A 24,451-nucleotide genomic window follows, 5' to 3' on the forward strand; every position below is an offset into this window, starting at 1 on the left:
ATCATCATTGTTGAGCCAAAGCCTGATCCGATGGTTGTACCGTTTCGCTCCGCGCCGGGCGGCGCGGAATAAACGAAACAACCCAGGAAACCAGAGAAGTCAGCGCACGGAAAATGCCCTTCACCGAAGAAGGCGCAAACTCCGCCAGATGGCGGTAGCCACGGAAGCCGAGCTTCAGAATATCCAGCAGACTTTCCAGCGGTTTATCTTCCGGGTAGCTGTCCTGCCAGAGTGCCCATGTATCCGCACGGGCAAACGTACACTGTACAAAATCAATATGTTGCTGGGTGGTCAGTGGCATTAATTGCAGCCCAACTTCGTTGCCGATCACGCGTGCGACTTGCGTCGGAAAGACGTACTCTTGCTGACCACGTTTAAGCAGCAGATTCACCTTCTGCCCTTCCAGAACCTGCGCCTGACCGTTGATCTTGATCCCTAGCCCACCGTCAGAGAAGTCGTGAACGGTGCATGAGAAAAGATGACCATCTTCCCGCGCTATCGCTCCCGGCATGGTCATTTCTACACGGTGCGAACGACGTACCTGTTTACTTTCTACCGATACCGCTACCGCACCACCGAGAATAATCAGGTTGTAGAACACCCACACCATACTGACGATGACAGTGAGCATTTCAGTCGGAGGGCCGTAGAAGTAACGCCAGATACCGACCGCAATCCCAACCAGGTTGAGCAGTACCAGGAAAATATAGGGTCGTGAGATCACCCAGTCGACGTACTCTTCTTCCACCAGTCCACCTTTGGCGGTGACGTTAAATTTGCCTTTATGTGGGTTAATCAGCGCTACCAACGTCGGTGGCGCGATATACCACGCCAGTACCGTTTCGTAGATTTCACTCCAGAAGGAGTGGCGATATTTGCCCTGAATCTTCGAGTTGGTCAGGCTGGCGTGAATCATATGCGGCAGCACAAACAGAGCGATCATCAACGCTGGCGCGTAGATGATGTAGGCATGAAGTAGCAGGAAAGCCAGCGGCGCAGTCAGAAAGATAAGCCGTGGAATGCCCGACAAGAAATGGAACATGGCGTTGACGTAGCACAGTCGCTGGGCGAATTTCAGCCCTTTACCGGTAAGCGGGTTATCGAGACGGAAGATTTGCACCATCCCTCGCGCCCAGCGAATACGCTGACCGATATGCGCCGACAGACTTTCGGTCGCCAGCCCTGCCGCCTGCGGAATACGCATATATGCAGAGGTGTAGCCGCGACGGTGCAGACGCAGAGAGGTGTGCGCATCTTCGGTCACGGTTTCGACAGCAATGCCGCCAATCTCATCCAGCGGCTTACGGCGAATCACCGCACAGGAACCGCAGAAGAAAGTGGCATCCCACATATCGTTGCCATCCTGCACCAGCCCATAAAACAGCGTGCCTTCGTTCGGCGTTTTACGAAAACGCCCCAGGTTACGTTCAAACGGGTCCGGCGAGAAGAAGTGATGCGGCGTCTGCATCATCGCCAGTTGTTTTTCTTTCAGGAACCAGCCCATGGTCATTTGCAGGAATGAGCGCGTCGGCACGTGGTCGCAGTCGAAAATCGACACGAACTCGCCTTTGGCATATTTCAGCGCATTGTTGATGTTGCCCGCTTTCGCATGTTCATGAGTGGTACGGGCGATATATTTCACCCCCACGTTTTGCGCAAACTGGCGAAACTCTTCCCTGCCGCCGTCATCAAGGATCCAGATGTTCAGCTTGTCTTTCGGCCAGTCGATACCCAGCGAGGCGTAAATCGTATTTTTCACCACGTTAAGATCTTCGTTGTAAGTCGGGACAAAGATATCCACCGACGGCCATAGCGACATATCTTTCGGCAGTGGTACTGGCTGACGATTCAGCGGCCATACCACCTGGAAGTAGCCGAGCACCAGCACAATCCATGCGTACGTTTCAGCGAACAGTAGAATAAGCCCGCACACCAGGCTGACCGGATCATCCCAGTTCAACGTCGAAGTGTAGCGCCACCAGATATAACGACAAGAGACGGTCAGCGACAGCACAATCAGCATCAGCGCCGAGAAACGCCCTGGCATACGTCGAACCATCAGCGCTACGCCCCATAGCAGCATCAGGAAGATAAACTGCGACAGCGGGTTAAACGGCTGGGTGATGCAAATCAGTGCCAGAATCAGCGAGAAGGTGACGATTATTCCAAGAATAAAACGCCGCGCACCAGGGCTCAGATGCCCCAGTTCTTTTTTCTCATCAAGATGTTGCGTGTTATGACTGAAACGTTCAGGTAAATTATCCATCCACTGATGATAGCGTTCACGTAAACCTTTCAGATGCGAGAAACCTTGCCAGCGTGTTTTCTGGCGTGGAGTACGCGATGAACTGGCCATCAACCACAACGTCTGAATGGTATAACGCAGTGGATCTAATGGTCTCGGACGCGAAGCATTAATGTGAGGATAAAGCGTTTTGTGCTCAGCGCGGATCAGTTGCCAGCGCGGATGTTCCAGTGGAATAAAAATCCACGCCAGAATAACCCAGAAGCAGGCAAGTGCCGCGCTAAAGGAAGAAGCGCCATGTCGGCGATAATCCCGATAACGCTCAACCAGACGTGCGTTGACCGGCGGGATTAGCAACCACCGGGACAGGATACTCATGATACGCTCCCGACAGGCGTTTGCTGTCCAGCCGTTTTCAAACCGGAATAGTGCAATAAACACCAGTTTGCCAGGGTCATGATCTCTTCTGCAGCCAGTGAATCACTACGATATTCCCCAATGGGTTGTTTCGCCGCCATGCACTCTGCCATCGCTTCATCACGATGAATCACCATCGGCAATAAGCGACGCTGGCTCTGCAACCACACTTGATAGAGATCGTCCTGAATCTGGCTACCAACACGGAAATCATTAATCAAAATATGCGTACCGGTTGGCAGCTGCTGCTGATGCAGCCGAATATGACAGTTTGTGTCGACGTTAACGATCGCCAGTGTATGGTTGCACAAATGCACTAATTGCCGCGTTAATGGTGAGGCGTCATCGGGTAAATCGAGCAAAATCCATGAATAGCGACCACTCTCTTTAATTTGCTGGAGGCCAGCGATTATCCCCCCAAGGCGCTCTTGCCATGCCTGCGACGTTTCGCGCTCTTCAGCGCTCAGTTGTCCATAGGGCAACAGGTGTAATTGAGATGTGTAACGTAACCCGGCGTCACGCCAGTCCTGTCCGTCCAGCAGTGCCCTGGCCCAACCGTTACGATGAGCGAAATCAACATTAAATAGCAGGCGCAGTAAGTTATCAGGGCTGGCATCAATAACCAGTACATTTTCCCCGAGTGTCTGTAACGACCAGGCTAACGCCGCGGTGATGGATGTGGTGCCAACACCTCCCCGCACCCCCTGTAATCCCAGTACGGCCATTCACGACTCCCCTACTTTTGTTGCGCAAATTCAGCCAACAAAGGCCAACGCTTTAATGCCGCCGCCAACTGTTCCCGTTGGGAGATATCGGCGTAATCAATTTCTGGCAGAGAAAAAGCCTTACTTAGCGCCAGAAAATCATTTTGAAAGGTGTAGCCTAATGCGGAATCAGGCAGAGCATCCGGTTCGTTGTTATTCATTTGGGTCGTTCTCTTTGGAATATACTCGCCATGCTGTAGATAATTTCATCTTCCAGCAGTCCGCTCTTTTTAATGTATAACCGCGATTTGAAGGTTCGCTCGTTTTTTAACTTCAGTTTTGTAAAAAATAAAAGTTAAAAACAGAAAAGCAGGAACTACAAGGCTTCCTGCCTGCCGAATTGATTCACATGCTAAATCTGATAACTTTTAATTTCAATGGTAGGTTTATTTCTTAGCTTTCGCTAGTAAACTGATAATCAGACAAAATGGTGATAAGAGGGACGCTGTGAACCCCGTATTCTCTATAGGTATCTCATCTTTATGGGATGAACTACGCCATATGCCAACCGGCGGTGTCTGGTGGGTGAATACTGATCGCATTGAAGATGCCATCAGCCTGGCGAATCAAACGATTGTTTCTCAGACAGAAACCGCGAAAGTCGCGGCCATTAGCATGGGTAGCGAACCACAGAAATTATTCAAATTAGAAGAATCTCAAGGCCCGGAAAAAATAAAATTATTTTCCATGCCAAATTCAGAAAGGGGGCTATACTTTATGCCCCGCGATTTACTTTGTTCTGTTGATCCTCACAATTACCTTTTTATTCTTGTTTGCGCAAATAATGCCTGGCAAAACATTCCCGCAGAGCGTCTGAGGCTTTGGCTGGAGAAAATGAATAAATGGAGCAGATTCCATCAATGTTCACTTTTAATCTTTAACCCCGGAAATAATAACGATAAACAATTTTCACTGCTGATGGAGGAGTATCGCTCCCTTTACGGCCTCGCCAGTTTACGTTTTCTGGGCGATCAGCATCTGCTGGATATTGCTTATTGGTGTAATGAAAAAGGCGTGAGCGCCCGCCAGCAACTTACCGTTGAACACAAAAATGGTAAGTGGGAACTTGCGCAACAAGAAGAAGCAGCGATTCAACCGCGTAGCGATGAAAAGACTATTCTCAGTAATGTCGCAGTGCTGGAGGGTGCGCCACCGTTATCCGAGCACTGGAAAGTGTTCGACAACAACGAAGCCCTGTTTAACGAAGCGCGTACCGCGCAGGCCGCCACAGTTGTTTTCTCTCTACAGCAAAACAGTCAAATTGAACCGCTGGCACGTAGCATCCATACCCTTCGTCGCCAACGCGGCAGCGCCATGAAGATTCTCGTACGGGAGAATATCGCCAGTCTGCGAGCCACTGATGAACGTCTGTTACTTGGCTGTGGCGCTAATATGGTGATTCCGTGGAATGCCCCTCTTTCGCGCTGCCTGACAATGATCGAAAGCGTTCAGGGCCAGCAATTCAGTCGCTATGTACCCGAAGATATCACTACGTTGTTGTCGATGACGCAACCGCTGAAACTGCGTGGTTTTCAGAAGTGGGATGTGTTCTGCGAGGCGGTCAATAACATGATGAACAATACGTTGCTGCCAGCCCATGGCAAAGGCGTGCTGGTGGCTCTGCGTCCGGTACCGGGAATTCGTGTTGAGCAAGCGCTGACACTATGCCGTCCGAATCGTACTGGCGATATTATGACGATTGGTGGTAACCGACTGGTACTATTTTTATCGTTCTGTCGGGTCAATGACCTCGATACGGCCCTGAATCATATTTTCCCGCTACCTACGGGCGACATTTTCTCTAACCGTATGGTCTGGTTTGAAGATGACCAGATCACAGCCGAGCTGGTACAAATGCGGCTTCTGGCACCGGAACAGTGGGGAACGCCTCTGCCATTAACGCAAACATCCAGCCCGGTGATTAACGCTGAACATGACGGACGAAACTGGCGACGCATCCCGGAACCCATGCGCTTATTGGATGATACGGTGGAACAATCATCATGATGAATATCAGCGATATTATTGAAATTGTTATAGTTTGTGCGCTGATTTTTTTCCCGCTGGGTTATCTGGCGCGCCATTCATTACGCCGAGTGCGGGATACCGCACGGTTATTCTTTGCCCGACCTCGTTATGTCAAACCAGCCGGAACGTTAAGCCGCACGGTTAAAGTCAGGACCACCAAAAAATGACTCAACATACTCATAATGTAACCATGCCATCTTCCCTTTGGCAGTACTGGCGCGGGCTTTCTGGCTGGAATTTCTACTTTCTGGTGAAGTTCGGTCTGCTTTGGGCGGGTTATCTCAACTTCCATCCGCTACTCAACCTGGTGTTTGCCGCCTTTTTGTTAATGCCTATTCCACGCTATAGCCTGCATCGCCTTCGCCATTGGATCGCTCTTCCGATTGGTTTTGCGTTGTTCTGGCATGATACATGGTTACCAGGCCCGGAAAGTATTATGAGCCAGGGCTCACAGGTCGCGGGTTTCAGTACCGATTATTTGATTGACCTGGTTACGCGTTTCATTAACTGGCAGATGATAGGTGCGGTATTTGTGTTGTTTATCGCGTGGCTTTTCCTGTCACAGTGGATCCGTATTACTGTTTTTGTGGTTGCTATTCTGGTATGGCTGAATGTCCTGACACTGGCAGGCCCAAGTTTCTCCTTATGGCCTGCCGGTCAACCTACCACGACAGTAACCACCACAGGGGGTAATGCCGCAGCGACTGTCGCAGCCACGGGTGGCGCTCCGGTGGTCGGTGATATGCCAGCGCAAACTGCACCGCCGACAACGGCAAATCTCAATACCTGGCTGAATAATTTCTATAATGCCGAGGCGAAACGTAAATCAACATTCCCATCAGCGCTTCCGGCTGATGCTCAGCCGTTTGAACTGCTGGTGATCAATATCTGCTCGCTCTCATGGTCGGATATTGAAGCTGCGGGATTAATGTCACATCCGTTATGGTCGCATTTTGATATTGAGTTTAAGAATTTCAACTCAGCAACGTCGTATAGCGGCCCGGCAGCAATTCGTTTACTACGTGCCAGTTGTGGTCAACCGTCACATACCAATCTGTATCAACCAGCAAACAATGACTGCTATCTGTTTGATAATCTTTCGAAACTTGGCTTTACCCAGCACTTAATGATGGGACATAACGGTCAATTTGGCGGCTTCCTGAAAGAAGTCCGTGAAAATGGAGGGATGCAAACAGAGCTGATGGATCAAACTAATCTTCCCGTCATTTTACTGGGCTTTGATGGCTCGCCAGTCTATGACGATACAGCGGTACTTAATCGCTGGCTGGAGGTCACCGGGAAAGACAAAAATACCCGCAGTGCCACGTTCTACAACACACTGCCGCTACATGATGGCAACCATTATCCGGGCGTCAGCAAAACAGCAGATTACAAAGCGCGAGCGCAGAAATTCTTTGATGAACTGGATGCCTTCTTCACTGAACTGGAGAAATCGGGACGCAAAGTGATGGTAGTGGTGGTGCCGGAACACGGTGGCGCGCTGAAAGGGGACAGAATGCAGGTTTCAGGACTGCGTGATATTCCCAGCCCATCGATCACTGATGTGCCTGTTGGTGTGAAATTCTTCGGTATGAAATCACCCCATCAGGGTGCGCCGATTGTTATTGACCAACCGAGCAGCTTCCTGGCTATCTCCGATCTGGTGGTTCGCGTTCTTGATGGCAAGATTTTCACCGAAGACAATGTGGACTGGAAAAAACTCACCAGTGGCTTGCCACAGACGGCCCCTGTATCCGAGAACTCAAACGCAGTGGTGATTCAATACCAGAACAAACCGTATGTTCGTTTGAACGGCGGCGACTGGGTGCCTTATCCACAGTAATAACGAAAAAGGCCGCAGAGTTTTACCTCTGCGGCCTGGTCCGGGCGCAAATTGCCATTACGGCAGCATGACACCCGCATGACACGTTACTTCCGCTTGTTCAGCCAGTTCACGATCATACTGGCAAGAATGCCAGCAATGACCGGAGCCGCTAAATCATGCCAGAAGGCCATGCCCAGTTCTGCGAGCGTCATATAGCCGCCTGTGTTGTAATGACAACGTTTCGCGGCTATTCTTGTATTGTTTGGATGCAAGAATGGCCCCCGTGATGTTGTCAGGTGCATACCTGCAACGTGCGGGGGTTTTCTCTCTCCAGCAACCAATGCCACCAGGGATCAAGCCCCCGCAACATTGCGCCTCACCGGAACTCTTCCGGCTTGCCGCTGATTCTACGGCTGTTTCTGTGCTCCGGAATCCGTCACTTCTTCACTCTGTGCTGTGCATTCCGCAGAATATTATCCGCTTGCAACCGTTGCATTTTTCTTACGAAAAAGGCCGCAGAGTTTCACCTCTGCGGCCTGGTCCGGGCGCAAATTGCCATTACGGCAGCTGACGCCCACATGACACGTTACTTCCGCTTGTTCAGCCAGTTCACGATCATACTGGCAAGAATGCCAGCAATGACCGGAGCCGCTAAATCATGCCAGAAGGCCATGCCCAGTTCTGCGAGCGTCATATAGCCGCCTGTGTTGTAATGACAACGTTTCGCGGCTATTCTTGAGTTGTTTGGGTTCAAGATTAGCCCCCTCATATTGTCAGGTGCATACCTGCAACATGCGGGGGTTTTCTCTCTCCAGCAACCAATGCCACCAGGGATCAAGCCCCCGCAACATTGCGCCTCACCGGAACTCTTCCGGCTTGCCGCTGATTCTACGGCTGTTTCTGTGCTCCGGAATCCGTCACTTCTTCACTCTGTGCTGTGCATTCCGCAGAATATTATCCGCTTGCAACCGTTGCATTTTTCTTACGAAAAAGGCCGCAGAGTTTCACCTCTGCGGCCTGGTCCGGGCGCAAATTGCCATTACGGCAGCCTGACGCTCGTCCGACACGTTACTTCCGCTTGTTCAGCCAGTTCACGATCATACTGGCAAGAATGCCAGCAATGACCGGAGCCGCTAAATCGTGCCAGAAGGCCATGCCCAGCTCTGCGAGCGTCATATAGCCGCCAGTGTTGTAATGACAACGTTTCGCGGCTACTCTTGAGTTGTGTAGGTTCAAGAATGGCCCCCGTGATGTTGTCAGGTGCATACCTGCAATATGCGGGGGTTTTCTCTCTCCAGCAACCAATGCCACCAGGGATTAAGCCCCCGCAACATTGCGCCTCACCGGAATCTTTCCGGCTTGCCGCTGATTCTACGACTGTTTTTGTGCTGCGGAATCCGTCACTTCTTCACTCTGTGCGGTGCATTCCGCAGAATATTATCCGCTTGCAACCGTTGCATTTTTCTTACGAAAAAGGCCGCAGAGTTTCACCTCTGCGGCCTGGTCCGGGCGCAAATTGCCATTACGGCAGCATGACACCCGCATGACACGTTACTTCCGCTTGTTCAGCCAGTTCACGATCATACTGGCAAGAATGCCAGCAATGACCGGAGCCGCTAAATCATGCCAGAAGGCCATGCCCAGTTCTGCGAGCGTCATTTAGCCGCCTGTGTTGTAATGACAACGTTTCGCGGCTATTCTTGAATGGTCTAGAGTCAAGATTAGCCCCCGTGGTGTTGTCAGGTGCATACCTGCAACGTGCGGGGGTTTTCTCTCTCCAGCAACCAATGTCACCAGGGATTAAGCCCCGCAACATTGCGCCTCACCGGAATCTTTCCGGCTTGCCAGCGATTCTACGGCAGCGTTTTATTCCTGACAGCAGGCAATATTCTACTCTGCGTATCGCCTCGCAATTCCCTGTCATAAATACTCACACCCATAAATTCTGTTGGAAATTTTTTTGCCACTTGGCAAGTTTCCTGACAGCTGGTTGAAAATAATAAGCATTAACTCACTGATTAAAAACAAATACTCGTCTGGCACAGAGCTTGCTTAGCCAGTAAGACCTTTTTATTTTCGATGACAGGTGAGCAGATGAACCACAATCAAAATTATGGAATGAATACCCGAATCGTCCATGCTGGGCAGCAGCCTGATCCCTCAACAGGCGCTTTGAGTATGCCTATTTTTCAGACGTCTACTTTTGTCTTTGATAGTGCCGAACAAGGAGCTGCTCGTTTTGCGCTGGAAGAGCCAGGCTACATTTATACGCGTTTAGGCAACCCAACAGTCGATGCCCTGGAGAAAAAACTCGCAGTATTAGAACAGGGAGAAGCGGCACTTGCGACTGCATCAGGAATTTCAGCAATTACCACAACGTTGCTGACTTTATGCCAGCAAGGGGATCATATTATTTCCGCCAGTGCTATATACGGTTGTACTCATGCGTTTTTACAGCATAGCATTCCCAAATTTGGTATTAATGTCAGTTTTGTTAATGCCTCAAAACCAGAGGAAATTGTTGCAGCACTACGCCAGGAAACGAAAGTCATTTATATTGAAACACCGGCTAATCCGACACTGTCTTTGGTGGATATTGCGGCTGTTGCTGATATTGCCCATCAAAGTGGGGTTATATTAATTGTCGATAATACTTTTATGTCACCTTATTGCCAGCAGCCACTAACCCTGGGGGCAGATATTGTCATTCATAGTTTAACAAAATATATCAATGGTCATGGTGATGTTATTGGTGGTGTTATTATCGGCAAGCAGGAGTTTATCGATCAGGCTCGATTTGTCGGTCTGAAGGATATTACCGGTGGATGCCTGAGTCCTTTCGACGCCTGGCTAACGTTACGTGGGGTAAAAACCCTGGGAATACGTATGGAGCGCCATTGTCAGAATGCGTTGAGAATTGCCCATTACCTTGAGTCTCATCCGGCAATTACTCAGGTCTGGTATCCGGGTCTACCTTCCCACCCACAATATATATTGGGCAAAAAACAGATGAGTCTTCCGGGAGGCGTAATCAGCTTTGAAATCGCCGGAGGTCTTGAGACTGGCAGACGTATGATCAACTCTGTAGAATTATGCCTCCTCGCAGTCAGCCTCGGTGATACCGAAACCCTCATTCAGCATCCTGCGTCTATGACACATTCGCCTTTTGCACCAGAGGAACGGCTTGAAGCAGGTATTACCGATGGCCTTATTCGACTGTCAGTAGGTCTGGAGGATCCCGAAGATATCATTAACGACCTTGATCAAGCCATCAGAAAGGCAACTCACTGAATATTAGTCAATGAGGTTAATATATTCGTCATACTTCGAGTTGCAGGACAAGCGAGAGAATCCCCAGAAGCTTGACTTCAGTAAGTGGCAGGGATGAGTAACAAACCCGTCAAGGGTGAGGCCCATGGATGGACCGTGTACCCCGTAATCGCAGCACATGCAACTTGAAGCATGACGAGTATTTTTTAAATTTGAAGCATACATGCTCTCTTGTCTCAAAAAGAGCATGTATTTTAGACAGGGGGCTATATGCAGGATAAGGCAGTACCATTAAGCAGTAATACAACTACAACCCGATCATCGTTGAAGAAATTACCCTTCACCAAATATGATTTTGGCTGGTTACTATTATGCATTGGTATGGCAATCGGTGCGGGTACGGTATTAATGCCGGTACAAATTGGATTGAAAGGTGTTTGGGTATTCATTACTGCCGCGATTATTGCTTATCCCGCTACCTATATCGTACAAGAATTATACTTAAAAACCTTGTCAGAAAGCGAAACATGCAATAACTACACCGATATCATCAGTCATTACCTAGGGAAAAATTGGGGGATTTTTCTTGGTGTAATTTATTTTTTAATGATTATCCATGGAATATTTATTTATTCTTTATCAGTTATATTTGACAGTGCCTCTTATATAAAAACATTTGGGCTGGTGGATGCTGATCTGTCGCACTCCATTGTGTATAAAGTGGTAATTTTTTCTCTTCTTGTAGCAATTGCATCCTGTGGTGAAAAATTACTTTTCAAAATATCCGGTCCAATGGTGGTAGTAAAGGTTGGGATAATCATCATATTTGGTTGTGCCATGATCCCTTACTGGAATCTGAGTAATATCAGTGCATTTCCTGCCGCTGGTGTATTCTTCCGCGATGTTCTGTTAACAATTCCATTCTGTTTTTTCTCTGCTGTGTTTATTCAGGTTCTTAATCCGATGAATATAGCCTATCGTAAAAGAGAATCAGATCGGGTGCTGGCAACACGTATGGTGATTCGGGCGCACCGCATTAGTTATATTACCCTGATTACGATAATTTTGTTCTTTTCCTTTTCATTTACTTTTTCTATCAGCCATGAAGAGGCTGTTTCAGCATTTGAGCAAAACATCTCCGCGCTGGCTCTGGCGGCGCAAGTAATCCCTGGTAATATTATTCATATTACGTCTACAGTGTTGAATGTTTTTGCTGTGTTAACTGCTTTCTTTGGCATATATCTTGGATTTCATGAGGCGATAAAAGGCATTATTCTTAATTTATTAAGCCGCATCATGGATATAAAGAAAATTAATTCTCTGCTACTGACAGTAAGCATCTGTATTTTTATCGTGATTACCTTAGTGATTTGGGTATCATTCCGCGTTTCGGTGTTAGTTTTTTTCCAGTTAGGGAGCCCACTTTATGGTATCGTCGCCTGCCTTATTCCGGTATTCTTGATATACAACGTACCGCAACTCAAGAAACTGCGAGGCCTGAAAATTTGGCTTATTTTACTTTACGGTATCCTGCTCTGTTTAACACCTTTCCTGACTTTTATTGAGTGATATTAAATCGCGCCGTCAATCACTGGCGGCGCTGATGCCCTGTTGGTAGCGATGAATTTTATTGAGTACTGTCGTGTGTGAAACACCTAATGTTTTTGCTATTTCTCGCGAGGATACATTGTCAGCCAGCATTTTTTCTATTAACTGTCTCTCTGTATGAAGCACCTGATCTTTAAATGAATTTGGCGAGTTTATTGATACTGAAGACAAACTCTTATCCAGTCCCAAATCATCACTGCGAATAATATCGTTTTCACACATTAGCATCAGGCGGATAATGGTATTTTCCAGTTCTCTGATATTGCCAGGCCACGTGTGCTGACGCAAAGTTTCGTAGGCAGTTTTATCAAGAATGATATTCCGTTTAAATTCCTTAGCATATTTCTGTACAAAATAACGGATTAATAAGTTGAGATCATGTGGACGTTCACGCAATGGCGGTATAGTCAGAGAAAGCACATTGATACGATACCAGAGGTCGGCACGCAAGGTGCGATGAGCAATCATCTCTTCCAGATTAGCGTTAGTAGCGACAATAATACGCGTATTAATTGGAATTATTTGCGTACCCCCGACCCGTCGAATCCCACCTTCCTGTAGTACCCGTAAAAGTTTACCTTGTAAATTAAGCGGTAATTCCCCCAACTCATCAAGGAAAAGTGTTCCTTTGTCTGCCATCTCAAAAAGGCCTTTTTTACCCTGGCTATCGGCCCCACTAAATGCCCCTTTTTCATAGCCGAAAAACTCACTTTCCATCAGCGATTCTGGTAATGCTGAGCAGTTAACAGGGATAAAAGGATAAAAACGTCGGGAACCTGTATTATGAATTGCTCGCGCCAGGAGATCTTTACCTGTTCCAGTTTCACCCCGGATTAATACCGTATATTTGCTATCGACAATTTTTATAGCCTTATCAATAACGATTTTCATCGCAGGGCTATTACAAATAATGTCAGAAAAATACCGTGGGCGCGTTGAATCTGGAGAAGAAAGACTATTTTCCGTCTCAGAAAGATAAGCCACATTAACGATATCAGCATTCTGTTCCAGTCGTGTCTGGAGGACAGGAATATCCTGCACCTGGCGGCACCAGGATTTTATGAGAATTCGTCCTGGGGTGACTTTCATGGAAACTATATTAAGATCGCAACAGGAAAACTCCTTGAGAACATCCTCAACCATTGAGAGGCGATCAATTGTTTTTATATCCCAGCGGATCGTAACCACGCTTGCCTCCTGTCGTGAGCAATAACGAGGTGGTGATTTCTGCAATGGAAAAAGAGATACCCCTATTTTAGTCGCAACGGGAATTTCTTTTGTCTTCTGCTTCACACTCTGTGAGCGCAAACGAAAAAGTGGAACCGGAGCACAAGGCTCCGGTTTTGAACATTACCGCTGCGGATTTTCATCCTGATCAACAGCAAAACAAGCTACCAGTTGACCACCGTAGTCTTTTAGCTGCGGCTGTAACTGAGTGCAGGGGCCGAAGCGCCGACGACAGCGGGCGTTAAAGGCGCAGCCCGGCGGTGGATTGAGCGGGCTTGGCAGTTCACCGGTGAGCTTAATGCGCTCCCGGCGGTCGTCCGGGTTCAGGCGCGGCGTCGCGGAGAGTAGCGCCTGGGTGTACGGATGACGCGGGTTATTGAAGATTTGGTCCTTCGTCCCCTTCTCCACGCAGCGGCCCAGATACATCACCATCACTTCATCAGCAATGTGCTCCACCACCGACAGGTCGTGCGAGATAAAGACATAAGACAGCCCCAGTTCCTGCTGCAAATCCATCATCAGATTCAGCACCTGCGCACGTACCGAGACGTCCAGCGCGGAAACCGGTTCATCGGCAATCACCACATCCGGGTCGAGCATCAGACCACGGGCGATGGCGATACGCTGACGCTGACCGCCGGAGAACATGTGCGGATAGCGATCGTAATGCTCGGTTTTCAGGCCGACTTTCGCCATCATCGACAACGCTTTTTCCCGACGCTGTTCTTTGCTTAAACCGGTGTTGATCAGCAGCGGCTCTTCGAGAATTTGCCCGACTTTTTTACGCGGATTCAGCGAGCCATAGGGATTCTGGAAGACGATCTGGATTTTCTGCCGACGCAACTTCTGCGCCTGCGGATCGTGCTTGAGCAGATCCTGCCCCTGGTAATACAGTTCGCCGCCGGTGGGCGTTTCAATCATCGTCAGCAACCGACCGAGGGTCGATTTACCGCAGCCGGATTCACCTACTACCGCCAGCGTTTTGCCACGTTCAAGATTAAACGAAACGCCATCCAGCGCCTTTACCAGACGTTCCGGCGCGAACATGCCTTTCTTCACCGGATAATGTTTTTTCAGGTCGATAGCCTGCAACAGCGGTTGTTGCAGGGTGGCCTCTTGCGTACTCATAGTGTGGGCCTCCCGGCATCATCAAGTGGGTAATGGCATTTGGACTGACGCCCGTCAGCGAGCATATTCAACGCCGGTTCTTCAGCGCGGCATCTGTCAGTGGCATAGGGGCAACGCGGGTTAAGCAGGCAGCCATTCGGACGGTCGTATTTGCCAGGAACGACGCCAGGCAATGACGCCAGACGTTCTTTGTCCTGGGCAAATTCCGGCAGCGCGCGCAGCAATGCCTGAGTATACGGATGACGCGGTGCATGGAAGATGGCGTGGGCATCGCCCGTTTCCACCACCTGACCGGCATACATGACGATGATTTTATGCGCCGCTTCCGCCACCAGCGCCAGGTCATGGGTAATCAACACCAGCGCCATGTTCTCTTTCTGCTGCAGCTCCAGCAGCAGTTCGATGATTTGCGCCTGAATGGTCACGTCCAGCGCGGTGGTCGGCTCATCAGCAATCAGCAGTTTTGGCCGACAGGCAATCGCCATGGCGATCATCACACGCTGGCTCATGCCGCCAGAAAGCTGATGCGGGTAAACATCCAGACGCGAAGCCGGATCGGGAATACCGACCTGATTCAGCAGGTCAATCGCCCGCTGACGGCGGGTACTTTTGTTGCCCCCCTGATGCACCTTAATCGCTTCCATAATCTGGAAACCTACGGTGTAACACGGGTTGAGGCTGGTCATCGGGTCCTGAAAGATCATCGCCACTTCGGCACCCACCAGATTGCGGCGCTCTTTTTCTGAGATACGCTGCAAATCCTGGCCGTTAAACTCCAGCTTTTCTGCCATCACGCGGCCCGGATAATCAATCAGCCCCATAATCGCCAGTGAACTGACCGACTTACCGGAGCCAGACTCACCCACAATTCCGACCACTTCGCCTTGTTTCACGCTGTAGCTGATACGGTCTACGGCGCGGAACGGTGCGCTTTCGTCGCCGAAATGCACCGATAATTTATCTACATTTAATAACGCCATCTCGAACCTCTTACTGCTTCAGTTTGGGATCGAGCGCGTCACGCAGACCGTCACCCATCAGGTTAAATGCCAGCACCGTCAGCAGGATCGCCAGACCGGGGAAGGTTACGACCCACCAGGCGCTTTGCGCGAACTGCAACACGTCGGAGAGCATGGTGCCCCACTCCGGTGTTGGCGGCTGCGCTCCCATGCCGAGGAAACCAAGAGCAGCCATATCGAGAATGGCGTTAGAGAAACCGAGCGACGCCTGAACAATCAGCGGCGCAAGGCAGTTCGGGAAGATGTTAATAAACATCTGACGCATCGCCCCAGCACCTGCCACGCGAGACGCGGTGACGTAATCGCGATTCACCTCCACCAGCACGGCGGCGCGGGTTAAGCGCACATAGTGCGGCAGCGCAACGAAGGTTAGCGCCAGCGCGGCGTTACCAATCGACGGGCCGAAAATCGCCACCAGCACCAGCGCCAGCAGCAGACTTGGCAGCGCCAGCATGATATCGACCACGCGCATGATGATGTTATCGACCAGGCCGCCAAAGTAACCGGCGATCAGGCCGAGAATAACGCCCATAATCAGCGACAACACCACCACCAGACAACCAACCAGCAGCGACAAGCGCGCGCCATACATCAGGCGCGACAACACATCACGCCCTACGTCATCTGTACCCAGCAAGTGCGCCATACTGCCGCCTTCCTGCCAGGCTGGCGGGGCGAGCAGTGCATCGCGGAATTGTTCCGCCGGGTTATACGGCGCAATCCAGTTGGCAAAGATCGCGATAAACAACACGATGACGACGTAAACCAGCCCGACAACCGCGCCTTTGTTGCGTTTAAAATAGTGCCAAAACTCCTGTAACGGGGTCATCGGCACCGGCGCGCTAATCACTTTATTTTCAGTAACCTGTGACATGATGTCCCCTTACTTCTTATGACGAATACGCGGGTTCACCACGCCGTACAGCAGATCGACCAGCAGGTTGACGAGGATAATCATCGTCGCCACCAGCAATACGCCACCCTGCACTACCGGATAATCGCGGCGTTGCAATGCGTCAATCAACCAGCGCCCCAGACCGGGCCACGAGAAGATGGTTTCGGTCAGAATCGCGCCTGCCAGCAATGTTCCCACCTGCAGGCCGATAACGGTCACCACCGGCAGCATGGCATTACGCAGCGCATGGACGATAATCACCCGCATCCGGGTTAGCCCTTTGGCACGCGCGGTGCGGATGTAATCCTCGCCCAGCACTTCCAGCATCGAGGAGCGCGTCATACGTACAATGACCGCCAGCGGGATAGTACCCAGCACAATGGCGGGCAAAATCATATGGGCGACAGCATCAATAAAGTTGCCGTCTTCACCCCAGATGGCGGTGTCGATCAGCATAAAACCGGTTAACGGATTAGAATCATCGAGGAACACCATGTCGCTCACGCGACCAGAGACGGGCGTCAGGTTCCAGTGCACTGAAACCAGCATGATCAACATCATGCCCCACCAGAAGATCGGCATCGAGTAGCCGGTCAGCGCCAGACCAACCGCCGTGTGATCAAAAATAGAACCGCGTTTAACCGCAGCCAGCACACCAACCGGAATGCCGACTGCGGTCGCAAAAATCATCGCGCAGACGCCAAGTTCCAGCGTGGCCTGGAAGCGCGGCACGAACTCTTCCCATACCGGAATTCGGCTTTTCATCGAAATGCCTAAATCACCGTGCATTACGCCCCAAATGTAATGGAGATACTGCTGCCACATCGGTTTATCCAAGCCGAGTTCTGCCAGCAATTGCGCGTGACGCTCTGGGGAGATCCCACGTTCACCCGCCATGATCATCACCGGATCGCCAGGGATCATGTGGACAAAGGCAAATGTGAGAAGGGTAATACCGATAAACGTGGGGATGACGAGTCCCAAACGTCGGAGAATAAACTGCAACATAACCCGGATTCTCTGTAGTGACCCGCAGCCTGGAACTGCGAGTCTGTATTGCTCACAAATCAATTCCCGCCCTTATAGGACAGGGAATTAAGTATTGCTGCCGGATGGTGCTGTACGCAGAGGTACAGCGCCACCGGGTATGGCTTTTAATTATTCGATAGAGACGTTTTCGAAGTGATGTTTGCCTAATGGATCAACCACATAGCCTTTAACTTCTTTGCGTACCGGTTCAAACACGGTGGAGTGAGCGATGATCAGTGCCGGAGCCTGATCGTGCATCACGACCTGTGCTTGTTTGTACAATTCAACACGCTTGTTGTGGTCGTCGGTAGCACGCGCCGGTTGAATCAGATCTTCAAACGGTTTGTAGCACCATTTTGAGTAGTTGGAGCCTTGTTCAGAGGCGGCGCAGCTGAACAGGGTAGCGAAGAAGTTATCCGGATCCCCGTTGTCGCCAGTCCAGCCCATCATTACCGTCTGGTGCTCGCCATCTTTCGCACGCTTGAGGTACTCACCCCATTCGTAGGTAACGATTTTCGCTTGTACGCCGACTTTCGCCCAGTCTGCCTGAATCATCTCTGCCATGCGACGAGCGTTCGGGTTATACGGACGTTGTACCGGCATTGCCCACAGGTCGATGGAGAAGCCTTTTTCCAGACCCGCTTCTTTCAGCAAAGCTTTTGCTTTTTCTGGATCGTAGGTGTAGTCCTGAACATCATCGTTATAGCCCCACATGGTTGGTGGGATCAGGTTTTTCGCTGATACGCCCGCGCCCTGATAAACCGCTTTGATAATCGCGTCTTTGTTCACCGCATAGGTCAGTGCCTGGCGAACTTTCACGTCATCCAGTGGTTTTTTCTGCACGTTATACGAGAGATAGCCGACGTTCAGCCCCGGCATTTCCATCAGGTTGATGGATTTATCCTGCTTCATGCGGGCGATATCTGCCGGGTTCGGGTACGGCATCACCTGGCATTCATTTTTCTGCAATTTAGCGTAACGCACTGAAGCGTCAGGGGTAATAGAGAAGACCAGCGTATCGATCTGTGGTTTGGTGCCCCAGTAGCCATCAAACGCTTTGTAGCGAATACGGGAATCTTTTTGATACTGCTGTAACTGGAACGGGCCGGTGCCGATTGGGTTGAGATCCAGTTTTTCCGGCGTACCGGCTTTCATCATCGCGTCAGCATATTCTTTTGACAGAATAGAGGCGAAGTCCATTGCCAGGTCAGCAAGGAACGGCGCTTCCGGGCGAGTCAGCACAAACTGAACGGTGTTGTCGTCCACCTTTTTCACTTCGCTAATCAGCTCCGGCAAGCCCATACCTTCGAAGTATTCGTAGCTGCCGCCAGAAACTTTATGGTACGGGTTTTGCGCGTTTTTCTGACGATCGAACGAGAACACCACGTCATCGGCATTCAGTTCGCGCGTCGGTTTGAATTCTTTGTTGTTATGCCACTTCACACCTTTACGCAGATGGAAGGTATAGGTTTTACCGTCTTCGCTGACTTCCCACTTTTCAGCGAGGCCCGGAATCACTTCAGTGGTGCCGATTTTAAATTCAACCAGGCGGTTATAAAGCGGTACGGAAGAGGCGTCATAGGTGGTGCCGGAGGTAAACAGCTGCGGGTTAAACCCTTCAGGAGATCCTTCTGAGCAATAAACCAGAGTTTTAGCCTGAACACTTGCTGCGACGGTCATAGCCACCAGGCTGAGACCAAGCTTCAGCATCCCTGACTTTTTCAAGGAAATACGCATTATTCTGCTCCAATTGTGATGTTTGTTGTTTTAACCCTTTGCAGTGGGTTGTCGCTGCCTGACCTTTTTTGTTTTTTACCCGGTCGGGTCAACGTTATGAGGTGGGGATGCCGTACTAATTAACATCAGTGTAACAGTGCGGATCCTCCATAAAATGCCCCTCGTGACCTACAATCTGTCAACAGAATGTGAAAACGTCAATACAGCCAACCGGGATTTACACCAACGGTGAGAATCCACAAACAAAGATTAAAAAAACTTCAAACAGCTATTTGCAGCAGAGAAATTTGTGCTACGCCAACATAACCAGAACAATCAGCTTAATATTTAGCAACATTTGGTGATTAAGTTTTATGCATTTAATGAAAAAAATCTGAGGAAAAGATGGATATCTGAGCGATTAATACCATGAACGCTAAAACGCACAGCGGAAAATGCCAGCGCCAGCCATAAGTAACGCAAAAAAAGATTTAAGCAAATATAAAAAAAGACAATGGATTCTGTCACAAATCCGTTAATGGATAGTGAGATGTGGGGCGCAAATTTGGCAGGGAAATGGAGGTAGGTCAGATAAAACATTCACGCCGCATCCGACAATAAGTGCGATGGCGTTACCTGATGTGACGCTGCGGCGTCTTATCAGGCCTGGACGGGTCAACAGATGCAAAAAAGCCTGCTCACTGAGCAGGCTTTTTGAATTTGGTCGGTGATAGAGGATTACTCGCCACTTCGTGGCTCGCCCTGCGGGCCGTTGCTGGCGCAACGTTCTCTCGCTTCGCTCGAGTCGAACCTCCCTGCCCCCGGAGGTTCTCATCCTCTTCAGGCCGCAGAAAGCAAAAAACCAGCCCGTGGGCTGGTTTTTCTAAATTGGTCGGTGATAGAGGATTCGAACCTCCGACCCCTTCGTCCCGAACGAAGTGCGCTACCAGGCTGCGCCAATCACCGAATGCGGGGCGCATCTTACTGCGCAGATACGCCCTCGTCAATCCCTTAATAGCAAAATGCCTTTTGATCGGCGAGAAACTCAGCAGTGCATTTAGTTAGCTTCTGCTTTCTTCGCCTGAGGGATTCGACACCAGTTGTTGTTTTCGTTGATACCACCGTCCGGTGAAGTATAACCAAGGCAACCTAAAATGGTGTCGTACAGTTCCACATGACGGCGTGGCACTTTGATATCCGCCTCTTTTTTCAGTTGCGCAAATGCCTGCGCGTTGGCCGGATTCTCCAGATATTTATCCGACATCCAGACCATCATCGGTACGCGGAACTGCTCCGGTGGCGCATATTCACGTGGTGTACCATGCAAGTGCTCACGCTCGTTAATTGACTCACCGTGGTCCGCTGCATAGAAAATAATGGCCTTCTTATCGCGGAATTTGTCGATCACTGTATCGATAAAATGATCAACGTAGGTGATCGAGTTATCGTATGAGTTAATCATCGGCGCTCGTGGGCATTTGCGATCAATTGCATAGCACTCTGGCTGCCACTGGGCAAACTCACGCGGATAACGCTGCGTATAGTTGTAGTGCGACCCTTTGGTATGTAAGACAATCAGATGCTTACCTTCTGGCTTTTTCTCCAGAGAACGCTCGATTTCATTGACCAGCAACATGTCGTCCACCGCTTTCCCACGGTTACGTGGCTCAGCAGCGATTTGCTCACGATAGGCAATGTTGTCAGCCATGGTGTTGCTGTAGAACCACATCTCACTCTGCATGGCGTACAAATCAGAGCTAAAGCCCAACTGTTTGAGAACCGCAAATACGTTCTGCTCTTTAAGCGTACGTTGTGGGTTATCTTCCGTTCCACCTTCACGCACAAACATACAGCGTAGTGATAATTTAGTCGCAGTATCGCAAGAATAACCACGGTACATCACCAGGTTCTTCTCTTTCGCCAGCTTCGGCGTGGTATCACGCTCGTAGCCCAGCATCCCCATATGATCCCAACGCGTGGTTTCACCAATAATGAAAACCACATAGGTATCGTCGAGATTTTGTGTCGGAGTATAGGTGAATTTTTTTGCCGGATTCATCAGCGACCGATTGTCCGACGATTCATCCACTTGCGCCCAAGCGTACAGACCCAGCGCAGAAAGCCAGTTCGAGGGTAAATAAGAGTTCGCCAGCACCCCGCCATAACTTGGCATATCCACCCCAGCCATGCGGTCTGCACGCTTTTGTGCTATATCCATAAGACGGATTGGGCCCCATACCAGTAAACCCGCCAGCAGTACAGTAAGCGCACTACGCCAGCGTGTTTTCGGGGTACACAGCTGACGCCAGAAGGTGTCTTGTGAGCGGTTCATCCAGATAAATAGCAACGGGATAATACTCACCAGTACAACCCATGCGATAAGCGTCCAGCCAACCACTTCTTTCGACAGGTCAATGTCGGTGGTCATCACCGAAGCAACAATCCCGTAGCCAATCATGACATTCATAAATGTCATATAGTAGCTGGCTCCAGCAGAAATCAGCACCAGCAATGAAGCCAGCACTTTCCAGGCCGTTCTGCCAAAGAGTGAAATTAAACGTAAAAAGAAGAAGGTTGCCAGAACCGTCCCTGCCAGTTCGATAACCGCCGAGACGCCATTAAGAAAAGTGAAGTTATGCGCGTAACCGTCAAACCGACGGAAATAGACTGCGCAATTCATAAACAGACCGATATAGACAGCGAGCAAAAAGCTTAGCTTTTGCTGCGTTATCGTTTTGATATATCTCATGCAAACAAACCCTGGAAAAACAGGTGAAAAATCCCTGCGTGATGATCTATGTGACCTGGCAGGTGAAATACGCGGAGGTTGCCGATAGTAATGAAATCCACAGCGCAGGCTAGTAGACCACAGGTTAAAGAAAAAGTGTCTGGAAAGCGTGTGTCTGAAGCACAAATTTACAAAAGCGCAAGTATGAATTGAGACTTATGGTTTAGTGAGGCCGTTAAAAATGTGGGGGTCACCTGACTTGCAATTGATGGTAAATATTCAAGTGATCCCATGACGTTTAAACACGAGTAGTTTTAGTTAACAGGGGGAATTTTACGTCCCCCCTTATTCTATTGGTGAAAAATCGTTTTAAATATGTATCTCACGCAACACTTTCTGCTCAGGCTGACGAATGGTTGTTGAAAGCGCCAGAGAGAGAATCAGCAAGGCAAAAATAACGCAGAAAGTCACATAAAATCCGCCAAACAGTGAGGCGATAATCGAACCGCAAATGCTGCCGATACCAAAGCCGAGGTAAATCACGCCGTAGTTTTTTGCCAGGTTATTGAGGCCGAAGAATTCACTGACCAGTGACGGGAACACTGTGATGGTGCCGCCGAAGTTAAACGCCACGCAGGCAATCGCTGCAAAGAATGTCACTGCATTCAATGGTGCAAACAGCAGTGCCGCCATACCCACCAGCGAAATCACCTGACCAATGGTGATGACACGAATGCGCGAGATTTTGTCAGACAGAATACCCAGCACCAGACGACCGCTAAGGTTGGCGATGGAGATAACCGTTACTGCGTTGGCCGCGGAAATTGCATCAAGATGCGCCAGACTTTGAGCGATATCTTTCGCCACACCAATCACATACAGGCCGCTCATGCAGGCAGTCAGGAACATAACCGCTAACATCCAGTACTGCGGTTTACGCATGGATTGCGCCAGCGTGTAATCCTTCTCTACCACACCATTGCTGGTTTTTACTTCCTGCTTCGGTGCATCTTTCATTAAGGTTGCGCCAAAGACAATCATCACCAGCGCAATCGCCCCCCAAATCACAAAGGTTTTTTCCAGGCCGACCGTTTCCAGCAACTGCGTGTCGATAAATTTGAACCCCAGGCTGCCCAGACCATAAGAACCAATGGCGAATGCGGAGATGAGACCTTTACGCTCCGGGAACCATTTCACACAGTTAGAAAGCGTCAGCAGATAACCTGCGCCATCTGCCAGTCCCACCAGCACACCCGCACTTAGCCACAGCATCATCAGATTATTTGAGTGCGCGGTAAGGAAGAAGCCAAGCCCCAAAAGAATACCTGAGGCCATAGTGACGCGCTTAACGCCAAAACGCTCCTGTAATTTACCCGCCACAGAAGACGAGATAGCCAGCCCCAGGCTTAGTAAACCAAAAGAGAAAGCCACCTGACTAACTGGCTCATTCAGTTTGGCGGAGAGCGCGCCATTAAACAGGCTCCAGGTGTAAACCGACCCCAGTGCAAACTGGGTAATGATGGTGCCGATTAGTGTCAGCCAGCGAGTATGCTGATAGTTTGAAGTGTTCATGGCAGTCTTCCTGCAGTGATAAATGGAAATTCTCTGCCAGTCACAATAACGAAGCGCATTTCGCGCAGGGAGAAAACGGCATGAACTGCCGTCAGGATGGAATGAAATGCCTAATTTCAGGAATGAGTGACACGCAAAATATTCACATGACAAATACTAAATGTAAGTTAGCGCCTACTATCGCCACAAGTATTGTTATTGAACAAGATCATTAGTAAACATATTGTTAAAATTTGGCACTCACTCCCATGGTATAAAGATAGTCACTATTGTTAGTGCTGTTTTCTGCCTGAGACAAAGCCGCATACGCCGCAATATTGGTATTAAGCAGCATATCTGCTCCCACCGTGACATCCAGCCAATTGCCGTTTTGATTAGTGGCAATTATCCGGTTTAATCCCGATTGTGCCTTCCAGAGATTATCGCCAAATTGTTGGTTGTAACTGATCTGCGCCCAGGGCCGCAAATCACCATATTGCGAATTAACCCGCCAGCCTAAGGTGCTGACACTCGCGTGCCATAGCGGATCAGTTTGCACGATAGCGCTGTCGCCAAATTCGTTATAAACCGCTGCGGAAGTACCATCATAATGCAAAGCCGCAACCGGCCCGGTGGTCACCTGACCATACAAAGGAAAGTTCCAGCCAAGCGTTACACCGTGAGTGTCATCAAGGGGAGAATCTTCCGCCAGACTAACCGACAAACCAGGTACATTTTGGCTATGATGAATGCGCTGGGCCAATATTTCGTCGTAATCAGGTTGGTGGTCGCTATCCCATGTATAACGTTCAGAGTTATGCCCTGGCTGCGCATCAACGATATATTCTTGTTGCCAGGCATGAGCTGTGGTGCAAAAAACGGGCAGATCATCACGCTCGCCATGACGCGTAGCGCCCGGCGACCACTGCATATTTTTATAATCATCAACACGACTCCAGAGAAGAGCCGAATTCGGCATTATTATTGTCATTGTGTGATGG

General features: G+C 49.7%; 20 protein-coding genes, 1 tRNA gene, 1 other RNA gene and 1 pseudogene. 5 read left to right on the forward strand and 18 right to left on the reverse strand.

The features are described from left to right. Nucleotides 1-4: 4 nt before the first annotated feature. The 3 genes from bcsA to bcsR are packed head-to-tail and all read right to left on the reverse strand — an operon-like array spanning nt 5 to nt 3,587. Nucleotides 5-2,623, reverse strand: coding sequence for a UDP-forming cellulose synthase catalytic subunit (bcsA, locus tag EFER_RS17660; protein ID WP_000025817.1), 2,619 nt, complete (start codon nt 2,621-2,623; stop codon nt 5-7). Further along, nucleotides 2,620-3,387 carry a cellulose biosynthesis protein BcsQ gene (gene bcsQ, locus EFER_RS17665; protein WP_000279501.1) on the reverse strand — a complete coding sequence of 256 codons (768 nt, stop codon included), beginning with the start codon at nt 3,385-3,387 and terminating at the stop codon, nt 2,620-2,622. Before bcsQ ends, bcsA begins: the two co-directional genes overlap by 4 nt. Before the next feature lie 11 nt (nt 3,388-3,398). Continuing rightward, nucleotides 3,399-3,587 carry a cellulose biosynthesis protein BcsR gene (bcsR, locus tag EFER_RS17670; protein WP_001063310.1) on the reverse strand — a complete coding sequence of 63 codons (189 nt, stop codon included), beginning with the start codon at nt 3,585-3,587 and terminating at the stop codon, nt 3,399-3,401. Nucleotides 3,588-3,873: 286 nt separating this feature from the next. On the opposite strand from bcsR, the gene bcsE reads away from it, so the two are divergent. The 3 genes from bcsE to bcsG are packed head-to-tail and all read left to right on the forward strand — an operon-like array spanning nt 3,874 to nt 7,297. Next, nucleotides 3,874-5,433: a cellulose biosynthesis c-di-GMP-binding protein BcsE gene (gene bcsE, locus EFER_RS17675; protein ID WP_001070267.1), complete on the forward strand. Its 1,560-nt coding sequence runs from the start codon at nt 3,874-3,876 to the stop codon at nt 5,431-5,433. After that, the gene (gene bcsF, locus EFER_RS17680; protein ID WP_000981122.1) at nt 5,430-5,621 is read left to right on the forward strand and encodes a cellulose biosynthesis protein BcsF; all 192 of its coding nucleotides are present in this window, start codon (nt 5,430-5,432) and stop codon (nt 5,619-5,621) included. Before bcsE ends, bcsF begins: the two co-directional genes overlap by 4 nt. Next, entirely contained in the window at nt 5,618-7,297 is a 1,680-nt protein-coding gene (gene bcsG, locus EFER_RS17685; protein WP_000192007.1) for a cellulose biosynthesis protein BcsG, read from the forward strand. Before bcsF ends, bcsG begins: the two co-directional genes overlap by 4 nt. Nucleotides 7,298-7,383: 86 nt before the next feature. Here bcsG and EFER_RS23330 read toward each other — a convergent pair whose 3' ends face one another. The 4 genes from EFER_RS23330 to EFER_RS24275 form a co-directional block, all read right to left on the reverse strand. Then, nucleotides 7,384-7,491, reverse strand: coding sequence for a type I toxin-antitoxin system toxin Ldr family protein (locus tag EFER_RS23330; protein ID WP_001295224.1), 108 nt, complete (start codon nt 7,489-7,491; stop codon nt 7,384-7,386). 374 nt (nt 7,492-7,865) lie between these two features. Further along, entirely contained in the window at nt 7,866-7,973 is a 108-nt protein-coding gene (locus tag EFER_RS24260) for a type I toxin-antitoxin system toxin Ldr family protein (RefSeq protein ID WP_001295224.1), read from the reverse strand. A gap of 374 nt (nt 7,974-8,347) precedes the next feature. After that, nucleotides 8,348-8,455 carry a type I toxin-antitoxin system toxin Ldr family protein gene (locus EFER_RS24270; protein WP_001295224.1) on the reverse strand — a complete coding sequence of 36 codons (108 nt, stop codon included), beginning with the start codon at nt 8,453-8,455 and terminating at the stop codon, nt 8,348-8,350. 375 nt (nt 8,456-8,830) lie between these two features. Beyond that, complete coding sequence (locus EFER_RS24275) at nt 8,831-8,938, reverse strand: type I toxin-antitoxin system toxin Ldr family protein (protein ID WP_001295224.1); 108 nt, start codon at nt 8,936-8,938, stop codon at nt 8,831-8,833. A gap of 435 nt (nt 8,939-9,373) precedes the next feature. On the opposite strand from EFER_RS24275, the gene megL reads away from it, so the two are divergent. Further along, entirely contained in the window at nt 9,374-10,570 is a 1,197-nt protein-coding gene (megL, locus tag EFER_RS17705) for a methionine gamma-lyase (protein WP_001016304.1), read from the forward strand. Nucleotides 10,571-10,819: 249 nt separating this feature from the next. Beyond that, entirely contained in the window at nt 10,820-12,118 is a 1,299-nt protein-coding gene (locus EFER_RS17710) for an SLC5/6 family protein (RefSeq protein WP_001152710.1), read from the forward strand. A gap of 15 nt (nt 12,119-12,133) precedes the next feature. Here EFER_RS17710 and EFER_RS17715 read toward each other — a convergent pair whose 3' ends face one another. The 11 genes and pseudogenes from EFER_RS17715 to EFER_RS17770 form a co-directional block, all read right to left on the reverse strand. Then, nucleotides 12,134-13,345: a sigma-54 interaction domain-containing protein gene (locus EFER_RS17715; protein WP_024256550.1), complete on the reverse strand. Its 1,212-nt coding sequence runs from the start codon at nt 13,343-13,345 to the stop codon at nt 12,134-12,136. Nucleotides 13,346-13,507: 162 nt separating this feature from the next. Beyond that, nucleotides 13,508-14,512, reverse strand: a complete 1,005-nt coding sequence (dppF, locus tag EFER_RS17720; RefSeq protein WP_000107013.1) for a dipeptide ABC transporter ATP-binding subunit DppF — start codon at nt 14,510-14,512, stop codon at nt 13,508-13,510. Next, nucleotides 14,509-15,492 (reverse strand): dipeptide ABC transporter ATP-binding protein, encoded by a 984-nt coding sequence (gene dppD / locus EFER_RS17725; protein WP_001196486.1) that lies wholly within the window; start codon nt 15,490-15,492, stop codon nt 14,509-14,511. Before dppD ends, dppF begins: the two co-directional genes overlap by 4 nt. A gap of 10 nt (nt 15,493-15,502) precedes the next feature. Further along, the gene (gene dppC, locus EFER_RS17730; RefSeq protein WP_000084677.1) at nt 15,503-16,405 is read right to left on the reverse strand and encodes a dipeptide ABC transporter permease DppC; all 903 of its coding nucleotides are present in this window, start codon (nt 16,403-16,405) and stop codon (nt 15,503-15,505) included. Nucleotides 16,406-16,414: 9 nt separating this feature from the next. After that, on the reverse strand, nt 16,415-17,434 hold the full coding sequence (dppB, locus tag EFER_RS17735; RefSeq protein WP_000938855.1) for a dipeptide ABC transporter permease DppB: 1,020 nt from the start codon (nt 17,432-17,434) through the stop codon (nt 16,415-16,417). Nucleotides 17,435-17,584: 150 nt separating this feature from the next. After that, nucleotides 17,585-19,192 (reverse strand): dipeptide ABC transporter substrate-binding protein DppA, encoded by a 1,608-nt coding sequence (gene dppA / locus EFER_RS17745; RefSeq protein ID WP_001222892.1) that lies wholly within the window; start codon nt 19,190-19,192, stop codon nt 17,585-17,587. A gap of 700 nt (nt 19,193-19,892) precedes the next feature. Then, a non-coding RNA gene (locus EFER_RS22535) (RtT sRNA) lies at nt 19,893-20,027 on the reverse strand. A 33-nt stretch (nt 20,028-20,060) separates the two neighbouring features. Further along, nucleotides 20,061-20,137, reverse strand: a tRNA-Pro gene (locus tag EFER_RS17755). Nucleotides 20,138-20,228: 91 nt separating this feature from the next. Next, nucleotides 20,229-21,920 (reverse strand): kdo(2)-lipid A phosphoethanolamine 7''-transferase, encoded by a 1,692-nt coding sequence (gene eptB, locus EFER_RS17760; RefSeq protein WP_001269270.1) that lies wholly within the window; start codon nt 21,918-21,920, stop codon nt 20,229-20,231. 348 nt (nt 21,921-22,268) lie between these two features. After that, the gene (locus tag EFER_RS17765) at nt 22,269-23,471 is read right to left on the reverse strand and encodes an L-lactate MFS transporter (RefSeq protein ID WP_001098076.1); all 1,203 of its coding nucleotides are present in this window, start codon (nt 23,469-23,471) and stop codon (nt 22,269-22,271) included. A gap of 226 nt (nt 23,472-23,697) precedes the next feature. Further along, nucleotides 23,698-24,395, reverse strand: a pseudogene (locus EFER_RS17770) (autotransporter domain-containing protein). Nucleotides 24,396-24,451 lie beyond the last annotated feature (56 nt).

Source organism: Escherichia fergusonii ATCC 35469 (assembly GCF_000026225.1).
In the GTDB taxonomy this organism is placed as follows: Bacteria; Pseudomonadota; Gammaproteobacteria; order Enterobacterales; family Enterobacteriaceae; genus Escherichia; species Escherichia fergusonii.